General features: G+C 72.0%; 13 protein-coding genes. 8 read left to right on the top strand and 5 right to left on the bottom strand.

Translation table 11 applies throughout. The features are described from left to right. The coding region (locus tag BM419_RS25355; protein WP_139257111.1) for a UDP-glucose dehydrogenase family protein at positions 1-789 on the top strand (789 nt) is incomplete at its 5' end. Positions 790-1,178: 389 nt separating this feature from the next. Here BM419_RS25355 and BM419_RS25360 read toward each other — a convergent pair. The 4 genes from BM419_RS25360 to BM419_RS25375 all read right to left on the bottom strand — a co-directional run bounded on the left by BM419_RS25360 (position 1,179) and on the right by BM419_RS25375 (position 7,787). Beyond that, the gene (locus BM419_RS25360; protein WP_020091193.1) at positions 1,179-2,006 is read right to left on the bottom strand and encodes a LuxR C-terminal-related transcriptional regulator; all 828 of its coding nucleotides are present in this window, start codon (positions 2,004-2,006) and stop codon (positions 1,179-1,181) included. Between the two features lie 785 nt (positions 2,007-2,791). Next, positions 2,792-4,030: a glycosyltransferase gene (locus BM419_RS25365; RefSeq protein WP_091928058.1), complete on the bottom strand. Its 1,239-nt coding sequence runs from the start codon at positions 4,028-4,030 to the stop codon at positions 2,792-2,794. Then, on the bottom strand, positions 4,027-6,399 hold the full coding sequence (locus BM419_RS25370) for a GumC family protein (RefSeq protein WP_091928059.1): 2,373 nt from the start codon (positions 6,397-6,399) through the stop codon (positions 4,027-4,029). Before BM419_RS25370 ends, BM419_RS25365 begins: the two co-directional genes overlap by 4 nt. A 98-nt stretch (positions 6,400-6,497) precedes the next feature. Then, positions 6,498-7,787 carry a polysaccharide biosynthesis/export family protein gene (locus BM419_RS25375; RefSeq protein ID WP_091928060.1) on the bottom strand — a complete coding sequence of 430 codons (1,290 nt, stop codon included), beginning with the start codon at positions 7,785-7,787 and terminating at the stop codon, positions 6,498-6,500. Between the two features lie 354 nt (positions 7,788-8,141). Here BM419_RS25375 and BM419_RS25380 point away from each other — a divergent pair, with 354 nt between their 5' ends. The 7 genes from BM419_RS25380 to BM419_RS25410 are packed head-to-tail and all read left to right on the top strand — an operon-like array spanning position 8,142 to position 14,754. Continuing rightward, a complete protein-coding gene (locus BM419_RS25380) occupies positions 8,142-8,690 on the top strand; it encodes an acyltransferase (RefSeq protein ID WP_026604627.1) in 549 nt (182 codons plus the stop codon). Positions 8,691-8,703: 13 nt separating this feature from the next. Beyond that, the gene (locus BM419_RS25385) at positions 8,704-9,732 is read left to right on the top strand and encodes a Gfo/Idh/MocA family protein (protein WP_020091188.1); all 1,029 of its coding nucleotides are present in this window, start codon (positions 8,704-8,706) and stop codon (positions 9,730-9,732) included. Continuing rightward, positions 9,729-10,844 (top strand): DegT/DnrJ/EryC1/StrS family aminotransferase, encoded by a 1,116-nt coding sequence (locus BM419_RS25390; protein WP_091928061.1) that lies wholly within the window; start codon positions 9,729-9,731, stop codon positions 10,842-10,844. Before BM419_RS25385 ends, BM419_RS25390 begins: the two co-directional genes overlap by 4 nt. Continuing rightward, complete coding sequence (locus BM419_RS25395) at positions 10,828-11,859, top strand: NAD-dependent epimerase/dehydratase family protein (RefSeq protein WP_056524962.1); 1,032 nt, start codon at positions 10,828-10,830, stop codon at positions 11,857-11,859. Before BM419_RS25390 ends, BM419_RS25395 begins: the two co-directional genes overlap by 17 nt. After that, a complete protein-coding gene (locus BM419_RS25400; RefSeq protein ID WP_020091185.1) occupies positions 11,856-12,992 on the top strand; it encodes a DegT/DnrJ/EryC1/StrS family aminotransferase in 1,137 nt (378 codons plus the stop codon). Before BM419_RS25395 ends, BM419_RS25400 begins: the two co-directional genes overlap by 4 nt. Beyond that, positions 12,989-13,789, top strand: a complete 801-nt coding sequence (locus tag BM419_RS25405; protein WP_091928062.1) for a polysaccharide deacetylase family protein — start codon at positions 12,989-12,991, stop codon at positions 13,787-13,789. The genes BM419_RS25400 and BM419_RS25405 overlap by 4 nt, the downstream gene beginning before the upstream one ends. Beyond that, positions 13,786-14,754, top strand: a complete 969-nt coding sequence (locus BM419_RS25410) for a glycosyltransferase family 2 protein (RefSeq protein ID WP_091928063.1) — start codon at positions 13,786-13,788, stop codon at positions 14,752-14,754. The genes BM419_RS25405 and BM419_RS25410 overlap by 4 nt, the downstream gene beginning before the upstream one ends. Before the next feature lie 285 nt (positions 14,755-15,039). On the opposite strand, the gene BM419_RS25415 is transcribed toward BM419_RS25410, so the two are convergent. Continuing rightward, positions 15,040-16,728, bottom strand: a complete 1,689-nt coding sequence (locus tag BM419_RS25415) for a glycosyltransferase (RefSeq protein ID WP_091928064.1) — start codon at positions 16,726-16,728, stop codon at positions 15,040-15,042. Between the last annotated feature and the right edge of the window lie 3 nt (positions 16,729-16,731).

Raw genomic sequence — 16,731 nt, forward strand, 5'->3', positions numbered from 1 at the left:
CGCCGGACGGCCGAGCTGACCAAGTACGCGGCGAACGCGTTCCTCGCGGCGAAGATCACGTTCATCAACGAGGTGGCGGACCTGTGCGAGGCGGTGGGCGCGGACGTGCAGGCGGTGGCGCGCGGCATCGGCCTGGACAACCGGATCGGGTCGAAGTTCCTGCATGCCGGGCCGGGCTACGGCGGCTCGTGCTTCCCCAAGGACACGCTGGCCCTGGTCAAGACCGCGCAGGACGCGGGCACGCCGCTGCGGCTGGTCGAGACGGTGGTGGCGGTCAACGACCAGCGCAAGCGCGCGATGGCGCGCAAGGTGATCAAGGCCTGCGGCGGGTCGGTGCGGGGCAAGACGATCGCCCTCCTCGGCCTGACCTTCAAGCCGAACACCGACGACATGCGCGACGCGCCCGCGCTGGCGATCGTGGCGGGCCTGCAGGACGCCGGCGCCGTAATCCGCGCCTACGATCCCGAGGGCATGGAGCAGGCGCGCCCGCTCCTGCCCGGCGTCGCCTTCGCGGAGGATGCCTACCACTGTGCCGAGGGCGCCGACGCGCTGGTCCTCGTCACCGAGTGGGACGCGTTCCGGGCCCTCGACCTCGACCGGCTGCGGGCGGCGATGCAGCGACCGGTCCTCGTGGATCTCCGCAACGTCTACCGGGCCGCCGACGTCCGGGCGCACGGCTTCGCCTACAGCAGCGTGGGCCGGCCTGACGAACCCGGTGACCAGCCCGGCGACGAGTCCGAGATCCCGCCGGCTCTGCCCCCCGCCGACGCCGTCGCCGGGACCGCGTGAGGCGGGGCCGGGCCCGCGGAACGCGGGCCTGTCGTCGCCCGTCGTCGCCCGTCGTCGCCCGGCGCCGATGAGGGCGGCGGACGGAAGCCCCGCCGATCCGCTGGACGATCCCCCGTACGAGCGACCCGGCGCGCGGCCGCTCCGGCCGCGGTGACCGCGCCGGCGCGCGGGGCGAGAGGACGGGGAGGCCGATCCGCGGCGTCGGGACCGGGCCGGTGGCGCCGCGCCGATCCGCCGACCGCTTGGCGGGACGGTCGGACGCGAAACGGGTCCCCTCGCGGGCCGCCCGGGCAGGCGATCCACGAGGAGACCCCGAAGCTCCGTCCGGCCGCGCCGGACCGAATTTCTGCCAGGGCAGCCCCGCCGCGGCGGGGCCGGCGCCCGAGCGATCAGGCCGCCGGGGCCTTCACGCTCGCCAGGCTGGAATCTTCCCGGAGGAAGTACTTGTTGGTCAGGTAGGCGACCTCGGTCCGGTTCTTGGCCTTGAGCTTCTTCATGATGTTGCGGACGTGAACCTTCACGGTGCTCTCGCACATGTTGAGTTCGTACGCGATGATCTTGTTCGGCGTCCCCTTCCGGAGCGCCCGCGCCACGCAGAGCTGCCGCGGCGAGAAGATGTCATCGTCCCCGGCCTCGACCGGCTCGTCCACCTTGATGTTGGCCAGCAGGGGGAGGAGGCATTCGGCCGGGATGTAGACGCCGCCGGCCTGCACGAGCTGGAGCGCCTGCAGGGCGATGTCCACGGAGGTCGTCGTCGGGATGTAGCCTTTGACGCCGAGCTTGATGATCCGCACGATCTGGTCGAGGTTCTCGCCGTCCGAGATGACGGCCACCGGCGGAGCACCGGCCTCGCCCTGCAGGAACGCCAGTTCCCGCGTGATCTCGGTCCATTCGGTCTCGGTCAGGTTGCCGTCGGGCCGGCAGAGAACGACCACGCTCGCGGCGACGAACGGCGTCTGCCGCTTCCACGATTCGATGTCCGCGAAGACTTCGAACGACGTCTGCCGGTCGGCCTCGCTGAGCGAGGCGGCGAGGCATCGGCCGACGAGCTGGCGTCGATCGATGATGACGATGCGGCTGGCGCGGCCCCGGGACTGGTCCCGTTGCTCGACGACGACCGGGTTGTCACCGGCATGTGCACCCGAAAAGCCGCGGCGGCTTTCGGCCGTGTCCCGCTCAACGAGGGTGAGCGCGTCTCGAGTACCAAGACTGGCCATAGAAAATTACCTCCTTTCGAAGGAAGCCGAATGTCAGCGATGACGGGATACCCAATGCGCTCGCCGACGGCGTGACACTGAGATACGCGGTGGCGCCGGTCGCCTTGGGGCGATTGCCGATGACCACGGATACAATGCTAGCTTTCGTAAAATCGTCTGTAAATACCCTATTTGAATCTTAACCCTTAAATTGCAGGGCTAAATACAATCATCGCGCACTACGTACGTACATAGTGATTTGTTTGATTGCGCACGACGGTGCTGGTGGAGAGATGCATTCGCAAGATCATTCGCCGTCTGTGGTGGCCCGATTCAAGATCTTTTCGAATGTAGTCGCTCAGATGTCGGTTCTAAGAATATCGAAACTTTGTCTTATTCGGAACTACTTGTTGCGTGGTCGTATCGGTGGGACTTCGAGGGCAATTCAATGATCTCGGTGCGATGTAGGTATTCGTGACGGGAGTATTCGAGGGATGAGGGCCCGCTGTACCTGACTGAGGCTAAAAGGCAACATGCGTGCTCGGTTGTTTACCCTGTTGGGGTCCGAGTACTGATTTCATCGGTGCGGCGCTGTACCAAACGGCACGCTCCGCGGGAGGAGAGGCCGCCCCGCGCGCCGTCCGACGCGACGGGCGAATCACTGGCGGATCCCTGCCGGGATCCGGAATCGCCGCGGCGGCGATCGAGAGCGCTCTCCGCCGAAGTGGATACCGGTTCGGCGTGAGAGAGCGCGTCGAGACAAAGGATTAGAGCCGTGCCCGATTGCAACGCGATCGGGCACGGCTCTAGTCCAGCCGGACCAGGAGATCGCGCATGCCGCCGACATCGACGAACGTGCTGAGGTCGCGGCCGAGCAGGCCGGCATGTCGCTCCGCGTAGGCCTCCGGCGTGAGCGTCCGCAGGAACGCCGTCACCGAATCGGCGAGCGGCTCGGGAAACGCCCAGCCCAGGCGCTCCGACACCGCGTAGCGTCCGGTCGCCGTCGCGGCGCGCGCCAGCGTCAGGGCGCCGCACAGGCCGCCCTCGTAGAGCCGGTTCGGCAGTAGCCAGTCCGAATTCAGTCCATCATCGAGGTAATCGACGGCCCAACTGAAGTGGATCCCGCTGTAGATCTCCGGAAGGTCGCGGGGATTGGCGTAGGGGCCGCGGAACGACATGTTCGGCCGGCCGTCCAGCGTGTCCGCCAGGGTGCGCGGGGCGATGTCCTCCTCGGAGAGGCGCCCGGCCAGGACGATCCGCACCGAGTCGCCGAGGGCGTCCGCGATGGCGGCGAGGATCGTCAGGCTCCGGCGGCAGCGCAGCGTCCCGAACCAGCCGATCACCCAGGGCGGTTCCGCCGTCCGGGTGCGGTCGAGCCGGGTCGTCACCTCGCCGAGGCGGTGGCCCATGACCTTGTTCTCGAGGAGGTGCCACGCGCCGGCGAAGCCCTGGACCGGCCGGAAGTACCGGTCGATGAAGTCCGGGGCGCTCACGACGAGGAGGTCGCTGCGGCCGAGGATCCAGCGCTCGACCGCGCGGGCGATCCGTCCCGGCGCGTCCGGCCGCACCATCAGACGCTGGATGTCGAGCACCTCGTAGACGAGGCGCGCGCGGCTCCCGGCGAGGCGCGCGGCGGTCCAGGCCACGAGGGCCATGTCGAGGTTGCGCACGTAGATCACGTCCGCCGCGCGCAGGTCGCGCCGGCGGCGCAGCGCCCGGGCGATGCCGACGGCGAGGCGCGGCAGGCGGCGGGCGTAGTTACGGTCGACGGTCAGGCCGAGGGGGACGATGTCGTCGGCCACCGGGGCCTCGGCCGGCACCGCGCCGGGGCGGTCCCGCTCGAAGGCGTACACGATGACCGACCACCCGGCGTCCCGGATGGCGTCGACCCGCTTCCGGACCGTGGGCTCGGCCCGGTCGTGCCCGAAGAAGGCGACGCGGCGGCCGCGCGGGGTCGCGGAAACCGCGAAGGCCGGGGTCGGGGCGGCCCGGGCCGGCACGAAGGCCGCCACCCGGTCGAGACCTTCGGCGCGCGGGCCGGTCACGAGGCTGCCTGGGTCGCGCCGCGGGCGCTGCGCCGGGCCGCGGTCCAGCGGCTCAGCGCGCCGCGGAGGCCGCCGCGCCGGACCGTCTGGCCGTCGTTGGTCTTGTTGAGCACGACGCCCAGGACGGTGCTGCCGCTCGACTCGAGATCGTGCACGGCGGCGGCGACGTCGTCGATGCTGGTCCGGCCCGCCTCCACCACGATGATCAGGCCGTCGAGCGTGTCGAGGAGCGGCCGGAGCGTGGGGAGCTCGTCCACCGGGGGCAGGTCGACGACGACGCGGTCGAGGGCGGGGCGGTCGAGGGCGGGGCGTCCGTCCCCCAGCACCGCGGCGACGCCCTCCGGTGTCATCAGATCGCTGAAATGGGGATCGTTCGGGTGGCGGTTGCCGCAGGCGAGCAGGCGGACCTCGCCGGGCTGGGGGCGGACCGCCTCGGTGGCGCCGCAGCGGCCGGCGAGCACGTCGAGGAGGCCGCGCTGCTCGGTGGCCTGGCTGAGCCGCGAGAGCGTCCCCTGCCGGACGTCGGCGTCGATCATCAGCACCCGCCCGGAGCTCGAGCGGGCGCGGGCGAGGAGCTGGCCGAGATTGCTCGCGAACAGGGTCTTGCCCGCGCCGGCCCCCACGGACGTGACGCCGATCGCGAAGACCGGGCCGCGGCGGTCGCTGCCCAGGACGTGGGCCTTGAGGCTGTGCAGGCGCTCGACGAACACCGATTGCGGCATGAACCGCACGGCGCTCGCCCGGAACGCCTCGATGCTGGCCGGACGCTGCGCCTCGTTGGCGTGGGCCTGCGCCAGGGCGAGCGCCGCCCGGAAGCCGGGCTCGCGCCGCAGCTCGGGGAGGGCGGCGAGGCAGGTCAGGCCGTGGCCGGTCAGCTGCCGGGGCGTGCGGATCGTCCGGTCGAACCAGTGCCGCGCGAAGGCGCCGCTCACGCCGAACCCGGTGCCGACCAGGAGGCCGAGCAGCATGATCAGGCTGCCGCGGGGCGCGCTCGGGGATTCCGGCACGGTCGCGGGCGTGATCACGTGGGCGGAGGGCTGCGGATAGGATTGCTGGTTGACGGCGTCGATGTAGCGCTGGAGCAGGTTGGTGTAGATCTGGTCGTAGGTCTCGGCGGTGCGGTCGAGCTCCCGCGCCTTGACCCGGGCGTTGCTCATGATCAGCGTCTTCGAGATCAGCGCGTCGAAGGCGGCCGTCATGCTGTCCTCGCGGGCCTTGGCGACCTCGAAATCGTGGTCGAGGGACACGGCGAGGCGCTCGAGCTCGGTGCGCAGCGACTGCTTGGCCGCCAGGATGTCCCGCTGGATCGCCTGGACCGCCTCGTGGTCGGGGCCGAGGCGGCGCTTCAGGTCGTCGGCACGCTGCACGAGGTCGACGTACTGCCGGCGCAGCTGGATGATGACGCTGTCCTTGAAGGCCTCGGTGATCCCGGGATCGGCGATGTCGGAATCGAGGAGCCCGCGGATCTGGTCGCGCACCGCGCGGGCGTCGACGGTCTTGGACCGGGCTGCGGCCACCGCGGTGTTGAGCTCCTCGACCTGCTGCTCGCCCACGAGGCCGCGCTTGCCCAGGTCGATGATGGTGTGCTCGGCCTTGTAGGTCTGGGCCTCGCGCGAGGCCTGGCTGGCGCGCTGCTGGAGTTCCTTCAGGCGCGGCAGCATCCACTCGCCGGCGACCTTCCAGACCTGGGCCCGGTTCTCCAGCTCGGTGCTGACATAGGCCCCGGCCACCGCGTTCGCGACGGCGGCCGCCGTGGCGGGATTGTCCGCGCTGTAGCCGACCTCGATCACGTAGGCGGCGCCGATGCGGCTGGCCTCGACGTTCTCGCGCAGCGTCCGCGCCTGGCGCAGGTCCGGGCTGACGGGGGCGGGTTCCTGGACCGGCCGCTCGGCCCCGATCAGCCGGAGGGGCACCCTCTTGGCGGCCTTCACGAACTCCCGGACCTTCGCGACGAGCGGGTGCGTCGGCGCCGCCAGATCCTTCAGAGCCGACTCGTCGAGCCGGTGCACGGCGGCGAGCGCGATCTTCTCCGAGCGGATGTACTCGACCTGGCTCTCGACCTCGGCGATCTCGAGCGGCGTCCCGGCATTGGGCGTGTCGCGGGCCGTCACCGGGCTGGAGCGGCTCTCAATGTAGACGCGGGCCCGGGCCGTGAAGATGGCCGGCGCCGTCGCGACGTAGATCCCGGCGCAGACCAGCCCGACGGCCGCGAAGGCCAGGATCGACCGCCAGTTCTGCCGCGCGATGGTCAGGATCGAGACCTGGGACTCCGTCTCGGGCGAGAAGGGCTGGCCGCGCCAGGCTCCGGTCCCACCGGGGCGGGTCGCACCGATCGGCAGGAAGGACGCGCTGGTCGAGTGTCGGTTCATGGATCTCTCCTCACCGCGGCGGTCACCGCCTCGGGGCGCTATCCGTCAAAGGGGACGCCGGCTCGGCCCGATGGGCGCGTCGAGCCGGGGCGGGTGGGTCAGTTCTGGCCGGCCCCGTCGCCGACGCCCCGCATGGCGGGATCCGGCTTGAGCGCGATCTCCACGACGTCGCCCGGCAGGAGCTCCGTGTCCTCGGCGGCGTCGATCTGCGTCTTGGCCGGTCCGCTCTGCCGGAAGACCGCGATCGCCGCCTGCGCGCGGCTTCCGGACAGGAGCTGCGCCCGGAGGGCGCCGGTATAGACCAGCTTGTCGTTGATGCTGTTCAGGCGCGACCGGTACGTCGCCAGATTGTTCTCCGCGACCTGGAGCTTCTCCAGGGCGTCCATGGCCTGCACGTCGTCGACCCGCTCGAGCTTGCGGGCGACGTCGCTCTTGTCGCGCTCGAGCTGGGTGAGCTGGACCGTCGTCTGCAGCGCGCGGGTCGAGGAGAGCAGGACGGCGCGCCGCGCGTCGGTCAGCCGGGTCGTGACCACGGCGCCGCGCTGGAAGAGCGCCCGCACGGTGTCGTAATCCTCGGCGTCGGCGGTGACGCCCTCCTTCTCCTTGACCTGCTGATCGCTGAGGCTGGTGAACTGCGTCTGCGTCCGGCTGAGGGAGCGCTGCAGGTGGTCCTTCTCCTTGGCGATGTCGGTCATCTGCACCCGGAGCTGCTGCTCGGCGAGCTTCTGCGCCGGGGTCACGCGGCTGCCCGGGGCGACGTCCGCCGGCGGCGGGGACTTGTCGCCCCGCGACGCGGCGACGACCGCCTTCAGGCGCCAGATCGTGGCGGCTTCCCGCTGGATGCTCGCCCAGGTGCTGTCGTACTCGGCGCGCAGGTTCGCCGTCTCGACGACGGGGTTCTCCATCCTGAACCGCAGGAGGTTGTAGCCGCCCGCCAGGGCGATGGCCTGCCGCACGGTCATGCCCGGATGGAACGGGTGCTCGCCCTGCTTGGTCACGTCGCCGCTCAGGTAGACCGGCTGGTACTTCGAGATCCGCACCCCGATCTCGTCGGGCTCGAGCACGGCGATCGATTCCTTGCCCTCGGAGTTGCGCTGCCGCACCGCTTTGGCGGGCAGCGACTTCTGCAGGCTCTGGCGCAGCTCCGCGACGGTGAGCCCGGCGGCCGGGACGTCCCCGAGCAGCGGGACCATGACGGTGCCGTCGGTAGAGACCGTCGCCTCCTGCTTGAAGGTCGGGATGCTGAGGGCCGTGACCTCGATCGTGTCGCCGGGCCCGATGCGGTACTCCGCGGCCGCCGGCAGCGCCGACACGGCGAGCAGGCACGCCGCGAGACCGGCGCGGCCGGCGCGGGCGGTGGCGCGGGTTGCCGCGGTCTTCGTCGACATCTTCGACACGCATCGTCCCCTTAAGGCTCGCCCTCGGAACCCGGGCGCGGCGGTCGAGCGGCAGGACCGCGCCGGCCTCACGGGCTCATGAGGGCTGAGACGGCATGATGCGTAACGGCCGAGCCAGCCGGGACTCCTCCAAATGGCGGGCGCGGGCATCCTTGCCGGGGCGGGGGCTTCGCCTTTCGGCGTAGGCCCCGTGACCCGAAGGGCGCGCCGGGGCCGGGAGGGGCCACCCCGGATGGGCGCCGTTCGCCTTTCGACGGACGAACCGCATCGAAAGCCTGGGTTCCCGGCCGTCCGCAGCTCTGTGCAGTTTTGACGCACAGAAGTTCGGCGGAAGGAGCGGCGGGTATGCCGATTACCGATGCAGATATTGGGGCGGATGTGGGGATCTTCTACCCGGATCTAGTCAATATTTATGGATGCCGAATCGAAAGCGGTTCGCGCATCGGCCCCTTCGTGGAGATCCAGCGCGGCAGCCGGATCGGCCCGCGCTGCAAGATCTCCTCGCACAGCTTCATCTGCGCGGGCGTCTCGATCGGGGCCGAGGTGTTCGTCGGCCACGGCGTGGTCTTCACCAACGAGCTCTACCCGGAAGCCACCAACGCGGACGGGAGCCTGAAGCGGGACGGCGAGTGGGAGCTCGTCGAGACCGTGGTCGAGGCCCGCGCCTCCATCGGCTCCAACGCCACCATCGTGGCGGGGATCACCATCGGCGAGGGCGCCCTGGTCGGCGCCGGTGCCGTCGTCACCCGGGACGTCCCGGCCTTCGCCATCGTCGCCGGATGCCCCGCGCGGGTCGTCGGCGACACCCGCACCAAGCGCGCCGAGAGCGCCGCGCGCGCCCGTTCCGTCCAGTCGCCGCGGCCCGAGCCGGCCGAGCCTCTGCAGGTTGCTTGAGGGGAATGCAGTCATGATCTCGATCGGTATCGTCGGATACGGCTACTGGGGGCCGAACCTCGCCCGGTGCACCTCGGAGAGCGAGCGCTGCCAGCTGGTGGCCATCGCCGACCAGTCGCCCGCCGCGCTTGGCCGGGCCGGCAAGCGCTACCCCGCCGTCCAGCTCCATCAGGACTGGCGCGACCTCGTGGCCGATCCCGCGATCGACGCCGTCATGGTGGCGACGCCGGTGAGCTCGCACTTCGAGATCGCCATCAACGCGCTGCGGGCCGGCAAGCACGTCTTCATCGAGAAGCCGATCACGCCCTCGGCCTTCGAGGCCCGGCTGCTGATCGAGGAGGCGGCCAAGCGCAACCTGCGGCTGATGGTGGACCACACCTTCGTCTACACGGGCGCGGTCGAGAAGATCCACGAACTCATCACGACCGACGCCATCGGCGACGTGTTCTACTACGACTCGACCCGGGTGAACCTCGGCCTGTTCCAGCGCGACGTGAACGTGATCTGGGACCTGGCGGTCCACGACCTCGCCATCCTCGACCACATCCTGGACCTCGCCCCGGTGGCGATCTCGGCGAGCGGCACCGGCCATTTCAGCGGCCGCCCCGAGAACATGGCCCACCTGACCGTCTTCTACCCGCGCGGCGTCGTCGCGCAGATCAACGTCAACTGGCTCGCGCCCGTGAAGGTGCGGCAGACGCTGATCGGCGGCAGCAAGAAGATGATCGTCTACAACGACCTCGACCCGATCGAGAAGGTCAAGGTCTACGACCGCGGCGTCACGGTCGGCGGCGGCTCGGACGACATCACCGAGCTGATGGTCTCCTACCGGACCGGCGACATGTGGTCGCCGCACCTGTCCTTCCGCGAGGCGCTGATCGTCGAGATCGAGCACTTCGCCGACTCCATCGAGAACGGCACCGCGCCCATGACCGACGGCCACAGCGGCCTGCGCGTCGTCGAGATGCTCGAAGCCGCCATGCGCTCCCTGCGCCAGAACGGCACCCCCATCGACCTCATGCCACTTGCGAGGGCCTCGTGATCCCCTTCCTCGACCTCAAGGCGCAGTACGCGGCGATCGGCGGCGACGTCGAGACCGCGGTCCTCAACGTCCTGCGCAGCGGCGACTTCGTCCTCGGCCCGGCGGTCAGCGCCTTCGAGGCGGCCTTCGCCGAAGCCTGCGGCGCCCGCCACGCGGTCGCCGTCAGCAGCGGCACCGCGGCCTTGCACCTCGCCCTCCTCGCCCTCGACATCGGTCCGGGCGACGAGGTGATCACGGTCTCGTCGACCTTCGTGGCGACGGTCGCGGCGGTGCTGTACGCCGGCGCCACTCCGGTCCTCGTCGACATCGACCCGGTCGACTGGACCATGGACCCGGCCCTGGTCGAGGCGGCGATCACGCCCCGCACCAAGGCGATCCTGCCGGTGCACCTCCACGGCCGGATGGCCGATCTCGACGCGCTCGGCGCCATCGCCCGGCGCCACGGGATCGCCCTCGTCGAGGACGCCGCCCAGGCGCATCTCGCCGAGCGCGGCGGCCGCAAGGCCGGCACGATCGGGGATCTCGGCTGCTTCAGCTTCTATCCCGGCAAGAATCTCGGGGCCTACGGCGAGGGCGGCGCCATCGTCACGGACCGGGACGACCTCGCCGAGGCGGCCCGCTGCCTGCGCGACTGGGGCCAGCAGGGCAAGTACAACCACGTCCGCCACGGCTTCAACCTGCGCATGGACGGCGTCCAGGGCGCGGTGCTGGGGGTCAAGCTCCCGCACTTGGAGGGCTGGACCCGCGCCCGCCAGGCGGTGGCGGCGGAGTACGGGGCGCGGCTCGCGGGCCTCGGCCTGGAGCTTCCGGCCCCCGCCGGCCTCGACCACGTGTTCCACGTCTACGCCGTGTCGACGGCGGACCGCGAGGGCCTGCGCCAGTACCTCAACGCGGCCGGCATCGCCACCGGCATCCACTACCCCGTCCCGGTCCACCGGCAGCCCGCCTACAGCCACCTCGACGACGGCGCCGGCCGCCTGCCGGTCACCGAGCGGCAGGCCGCCCGGACCCTGTCCCTCCCGATGTTCCCCGAGATGACGTCCGCGCAGATCGACACCGTCTGCCGGGCCGTCGCCAGCTACTGCGAGGTCGCCGATGCCCAAGCTGCGTGAGGTCACCAAGGGAAGCCGGTTCAGCGGCGACCTGCGCGGGACCCGGATCCTGGTCACGGGCGGATCGGGCTTCATCGGCTCCCACATCATCGACCTGCTGGTCGAAGCCGGCTGCGACGAGATCGTGGCCATCGACAACATGATCCGCGGCCGCCCCGAGAATCTCGGGGACGCCCTCGGCTCCGGCCGCGTCCGCCTCGTCCAGGGCGACATCCGCGACCGCGCCCTGATGGACACGCTGGTCAAGGGCACCGACGTGGTGTTCCACCAGGCGGCCCTCCGGATCACGCAGTGCGCCGCGGAGCCCCGCCACGCCTTCGAGGTGATGGCCGCCGCGACCTTCAACCTGCTGGAGAGCTGCGTCGAGGCCGGCGTCGCCAAGGTCGTGATGGCCTCCTCGGCCTCGGTCTACGGGATGGCGGAGGTCTTCCCGACGACCGAGAAGCACCACCCCTACGACAACCGGACCCTGTACGGCGCCGCCAAGTCCTTCGGCGAGGGCCTCCTGCGCTCGTTCAACGACATGCACGGGCTCGACTACGTGGCGCTCCGGTACTTCAACGCCTACGGCCCGCGGATGGACCTGACCGGCCGCTACACCGAGGTCATGGTCCGCTGGATGCAGCGCCTGGCCGAGGGCCAGTCGCCGATCGTGTTCGGCGACGGCCTGCAGACCATGGACCTCGTCCATGTCCGCGACATCGCCCGGGCCAACATCCTGTCGGCGATCTCGCCCGCCACCGACGTGGTGCTCAACGTCGGCACCGGCGTCGAGACCTCGCTGGTCGACCTCGCCGGCCACCTCACCCGGATCATGGGCCGGGACGGCACGCCGCTGGTCCACGAGGCCGAGCGGGCCGTGAACCCGGTGCCCCGGCGCCTCTGCGACACGAGCCTCGCCAAGGAGCTGATCGGCTTCGAGGCGAAGATCGGGGCGGCCGAGGGCCTCGCCGACCTCGTCGCCTGGTGGCAGGACGAGTCCCGCTCGGATCACCTGCGGCGGGCGCTCGCATGATCCCGATCGCCAAGCCCGAAGTCGGCGCCCCCGAGGCCGAGGCCGCCGCCGCCGTCGTCCGCTCCGGATGGCTGACCCAGGGGCCGCAGGTCGCGGCCTTCGAGACGGAGTTCGCCGCGATCGTCGGCGCGCCCCACGCCTGCGCGGTCTCGAACTGCACCACCGCGCTGCATCTCGCCCTGCTCGCCGTCGGGGTCGGCCCCGGCGACGAGGTGGTGACGGTGAGCCACAGCTTCATCGCCACCGCCAACGCCATCGCCCAGTGCGGGGCGACGCCGATCTTCGTCGACATCGACCCGGCGACCTACAACATGGCCCCGGACGCCGCCGCGGCGGCGATCACCGAGAAGACGAAGGCGATCGTCTGCGTCCACCAGATGGGCATGCCCTGCGACCTGGAGGCGATCGCCGCGATCGGGCGCCGCTCCGGCATCCCGGTGATCGAGGACGCCGCCTGCGCCATCGGCTCCGAGCGGCTCCAGGGCGACGTCTGGCGGCCGATCGGCAGCCCGGCGGGCGACATCGCCTGCTTCTCGTTCCACCCGCGCAAGGTGCTGACCACCGGCGACGGCGGCATGATCACCACCGCCAACGCCGCGTGGGACCGGACCTTCCGGCTGCTGCGCCAGCACGGGATGAGCGTCTCCGACATCGCCCGCCACGGCAGCGCCAAGGTGGTGGTCGAGGCGTACTCCATCGCGGGCTTCAACTACCGGATGACGGACGTGCAGGCGGCCATCGGCCGGGAGCAGCTGAAGCGACTGCCCGACCTGATCGCCCGGCGCCGCGCCCTCGCCGACGGCTACCGCGCGCGGCTGGCCGACCTCCCCGGGGTGACGCCGCCGCCCGAGCCGATGGGGCTGCGCAGCAACTGGCAGAGCTACTGCGTCCGCCTCCCGGACGACGCGGACCAGCAGGCGGTCATGCAGGCGATGCTCGACCGCGGCATCGCCACCCGCCGGGGCATCATGTGCGCGCATCTGGAGCCGCCCTACGCCGAGGCGCCGCGGCGGTTCGCCCTGCCCGAATCCGAGCGGGCGCGCGACCACGCGATCCTGCTGCCGCTCTACGCGGCGATGACGGAGGCGGAGCAGGACCAGGTCGTCGACGGCCTGCGCGACGCCCTGCGATGATCCCCGCACCGGTCAAGAGCCTCGCCCGGACGGTCGGCCTGACGCGCCCGCGCGTCGCCGCCGCCCGGATGGCCTGCGAGCGCACGACGCTCGCCCTCGCCCGGATCCGGCGCCCGGCGCCGGGCGGCCGCATCCTCTGCTACCACTCGGTGGGCCAGGCGGAATGCGGCGTCAACGACGTCTCTCCCGCGCGCTTCCGCCACCAGCTCGAGCGCGCGCTCGGTCTCGGCTACCGCTTCGTGCCGGCGGCCACGATCGCCGACGGGCGCGGCGGCGCGCGGGATCTCGCCATCACCTTCGACGACGGCTGGCGCAGCGTCCTCAGCGGGGCGGCGCCGGTCCTCAGCGATCTCGGGATCCCCTGGACCCTGTTCATCGTGTCGGGCTGGCTCGACCGGCCCGAGAGCGCGCCGCCGGGTGTCCTCGGCTGGGGCGCCATCGAGGCGCTGGCCGCCAACGGGGTCGAGATCGGCAGCCATTCCGTCACCCACCCGAATTTCGGGCGCCTCAGCGCGGAAGAGGCGGCCGAGGAGCTGGAGGAATCCCGGCGCGCCATCGGGGCCCGCCTCGGCCTCCTGCCCGACTCCTTCGCGATCCCCCTGGGGCAGTCGGCGAACTGGACGCGGGCGGCCGCCCACGCGGCCCGGGAGGCGGGCTACCGGATCGTCTACGCGCAGGCGGTGGAGACCCGTCCCGCCGGAACCGTGGCGCGCAGCTTCGTCACGCAGTTCGACAACGATCTGGTCTTCGGTGCCCTGCTCCGGGGCGCCTACGACGCCTGGGAGGAGTGGGTATGAATCGACCCGCGCAGCGCCGCGTCTCCGTCGTGGTGCCCACCTGCAACCGGCCCGCCTTCCTGCGCGAGGCCCTGGCGAGCATCCGCGCCCTGGAAGGCCCCGACCTCGCCTTCGAGATCATCGTCGGCGACAACGGCGCGGCGGGCCCCGCCGCCGAGGTCGCCGCCGCGTTCGGCGCGATCCACGTCCCCGTCGACCGGCCCGGCGCCGGCGCGGCCCGCAATGCCGGCCTGACCCGGGCGAGCGCGCCCTACGTGGCGTTCCTCGACGACGACGACGTCTGGCAGCCGGCGCATATCCGGGAGCATCTGCGCCTGTTCGAGGCCGATCCGGAGCTCGGGGTCGTGTTCGGGCAGATCGTCACCGCCGACCACGACCTCGTGCCGACCTACGGCCCCTGGCCGCCGGAACTTCCGACCGACAAGGGCGCGCTGCTGCGCCGCATGCTGAGCGGCTACTTCCCGCAGATCGGGGCGACGGTGGTGCGCCGGACCGTCGTGGACGCGATCGGCCTGTTCGACGAGGCCCTGCTCGGCGATCAGGACTGGGACTGGCAGCTGCGCGCCGTCCGCGGCCACGGCGTCGGCTTCGTCGCCGCGCCCTGCGTGCATTTCCGGCAGCGTCCGGCCGGGACCTTCGACCGCCTGATCGCCCGCCGGATCCACTTCACCCGCCTCGTCTTCCGACGCCACGCGCCGGCGCTCGGCGTCTCGCGTCTCGCGGCCCTGCGGCTCTATTTCGGGACTGTGCAGGGCTACTACGACGCCCTGCTGGACGCCACCGAGGCCCACATGGCCCGCGGCGATCGCCGCGCCGCCGCGGGGGCGTTCCTCACGGCTGTCCGCCTGATGCCGCACCGGGCGATCCGGCAGGCCTTCCGGCCGACGCGCGTGCGCGCGGCCCTGCTGGCGCTGGCCGCCGGGGCGGCCGCGCGGCCGCTGACCGCCGACCCGAAGACGCGCTGAGCCGAGGACGAGGACGCGCTGAGCCCGACAAGGCTGTCGCTCCGCGGCGCGGACCCTCCCGGGGCCCGCGCCGCGGAGCGCGCTCGCGCTGTCCCTGTGGTGTTCGGCGGGCCGCCCAGAATTCCGCGCGGTCCTGGCGGCTCCGCCGCCCCTGCGGCGGCGCGCGGGCCTGCGTCACGCAGACCGGTGAGGGCTGTGGAGGCGCGGGCGGGCGAACCGGGCCTCCCGCGACGCGCGCGCCGTCCGGCGTGACCGATCCGCGGCCACCCGGGCCCGGGGGCGGCCTCAGGCGCCGGGGATCTGCGCCCGGAGCCGCATCGGGCCGAACCGGTCCTTCACGTTGCGGACCAGCCATTCCGGGAGGAGAAGCCGCACCGGCTCCCAGAGGCCGGAGAAGTCGCCGGCGCGACGCAGGGCCAGCCAGGAGGCGACGCGCTGGCGCAGCGGCAGCATGCCGATGTAGTTCTTGGTCATCTCCGACACGGGGAAGTCCGAGCCGAACATGTCCTGGTGGCGCAGGTCGGGCTCGCCGAGATGGGGCGCCTCGGCCGGGCCGGGCGCGCCGGCCTCCGGGAGCAGGCGGGGCAGGGCCAGCGCCTGCGCGTAGATCGCGTCGAGTCCCGCCAGCCAGGCGGCCGGCGCGTAGAGGCCCGCGACCGCGGCGGCGCTCTCGGCGCCCGCGGCGTCCCGCGCCGCGGCGTCGGTGATGAGCGCCGTGAGGTGGGCCTCGTAGGCGGCCTGGTCGTGGGCGACCCGGGCCGTGACGTCGAGCCCCGGATGGTTGATCGCCACGATCTCCGCCGCCGCGGGCGCCTCGAACCGCGTGACCAGCGGCAGCCCGTAGGCGGCGGCCTCCAGCATCGAGGTCGACGACACGAACGGGTAGGAATCGACGTAGATGTCGGCCGCCTCGAAGAAGACCCGCGGGTCCGACAGCTCGGGATGGGCCGTGATGCGCCCGCCGGTGGCGGCCCGGGCCCGTTCCCAGTCGGCCCGCTCGCCGGGGCCGACCACGATGAGCCGGGCCTGCGGATGTGCCGCGAGCAGGTCGACGTGGCGATCCGCGTAGGTGACCGGCCCGACGTTGCGGTACTTGGCCCCCCGGGCCACCGAGACCAGGAGGACGCTGTCCTCCGGGACGCCCAGGGCCTGCTTGGCCGCGCTGCGAGCGCGCTGGCGCTCGGGCAGGGTGATCAGGGTCGGCAGCAGGAGGCTGCGGGCCGGATCGACGCCGCGCCGCGTGACGGCGAGCCGGCGCGCGGCCTCGCGCAGGTTGATCACCGCGTGGCTGATCCGCGTCCCGATCCAGAACAGGTGGTCGGCGTGGTTGAGGAGCAGGACCGGCGGGCTCTTCGCCGGATCCGCGAAGGCGATCAGCGGGACCACGTCCTCGCAGTGGATGTGCAGGACGACGACGTCGTAGCCGCGCGCGATCTGGCGCAGCTCCCGCGCCCAGGCGAGCTTGTCGCCCTTGTGGTGGTTCAGGTGGTGGATCCCGCCGCCGCTCTCGCGCACCGCGGCGGTGATCCGCCCGTCGACCGGGCCGCGATGCTGGGTCAGGGCGACGCCGTTGACCCGGTTGCGGTCGGCGCCGATCCAGAGCGCGAGCATCTTGGTGAGGCCGCCCACCGGGGCGAGCTGCGTGCAGACGTGGAGGACGCGCCGGTACGGAGCCCCGTCGGCCCGCGCGCGGTCCGGGCCGCCGCCGTCGAGGGTCCGGCCGATCCCGGTCATCAACCGTTCGAGGCGCGGGCTCGCGAACACGCCGCAGTGCCGGTGCGCCGCCAGGGTCGCCGCGATGGCGGTCTCCACGGCCGCGCCGGCATGGTTGCCGGCCGCCGCGAGACGGCCCGCGTGCCGCACCCGGGCATCGAAGGCCGCGAAGTTCGACCGGATCCGCCCGGCGCGGGACGCCGTTCCGCCCGCGGTTTCGCCGTCGCTGTCACGGACGGGTTCAAACGCGCCTTTGACCATCAC

This window comes from Methylobacterium sp. yr668 (assembly GCF_900116245.1).
Classification (GTDB): domain Bacteria; phylum Pseudomonadota; class Alphaproteobacteria; order Rhizobiales; family Beijerinckiaceae; genus Methylobacterium.

Bases quoted from the DNA above. Each gene is read 5' to 3' on its own strand.
- BM419_RS25380 (WP_026604627.1), top strand. From the start codon at position 8,142: ATGCCGATTACCGATGCAGATATTGGGGCGGATGTGGGGATCTTCTAC.
- BM419_RS25370 (WP_091928059.1), bottom strand. From the start codon at position 6,399: ATGAACCGACACTCGACCAGCGCGTCCTTCCTGCCGATCGGTGCGACC.
- BM419_RS25395 (WP_056524962.1), top strand. From the start codon at position 10,828: ATGCCCAAGCTGCGTGAGGTCACCAAGGGAAGCCGGTTCAGCGGCGAC.
- BM419_RS25360 (WP_020091193.1), bottom strand. From the start codon at position 2,006: ATGGCCAGTCTTGGTACTCGAGACGCGCTCACCCTCGTTGAGCGGGAC.
- BM419_RS25415 (WP_091928064.1), bottom strand. From the start codon at position 16,728: ATGGTCAAAGGCGCGTTTGAACCCGTCCGTGACAGCGACGGCGAAACC.
- BM419_RS25400 (WP_020091185.1), top strand. From the start codon at position 11,856: ATGATCCCGATCGCCAAGCCCGAAGTCGGCGCCCCCGAGGCCGAGGCC.
- BM419_RS25410 (WP_091928063.1), top strand. From the start codon at position 13,786: ATGAATCGACCCGCGCAGCGCCGCGTCTCCGTCGTGGTGCCCACCTGC.
- BM419_RS25405 (WP_091928062.1), top strand. From the start codon at position 12,989: ATGATCCCCGCACCGGTCAAGAGCCTCGCCCGGACGGTCGGCCTGACG.
- BM419_RS25375 (WP_091928060.1), bottom strand. From the start codon at position 7,787: ATGTCGACGAAGACCGCGGCAACCCGCGCCACCGCCCGCGCCGGCCGC.
- BM419_RS25385 (WP_020091188.1), top strand. From the start codon at position 8,704: ATGATCTCGATCGGTATCGTCGGATACGGCTACTGGGGGCCGAACCTC.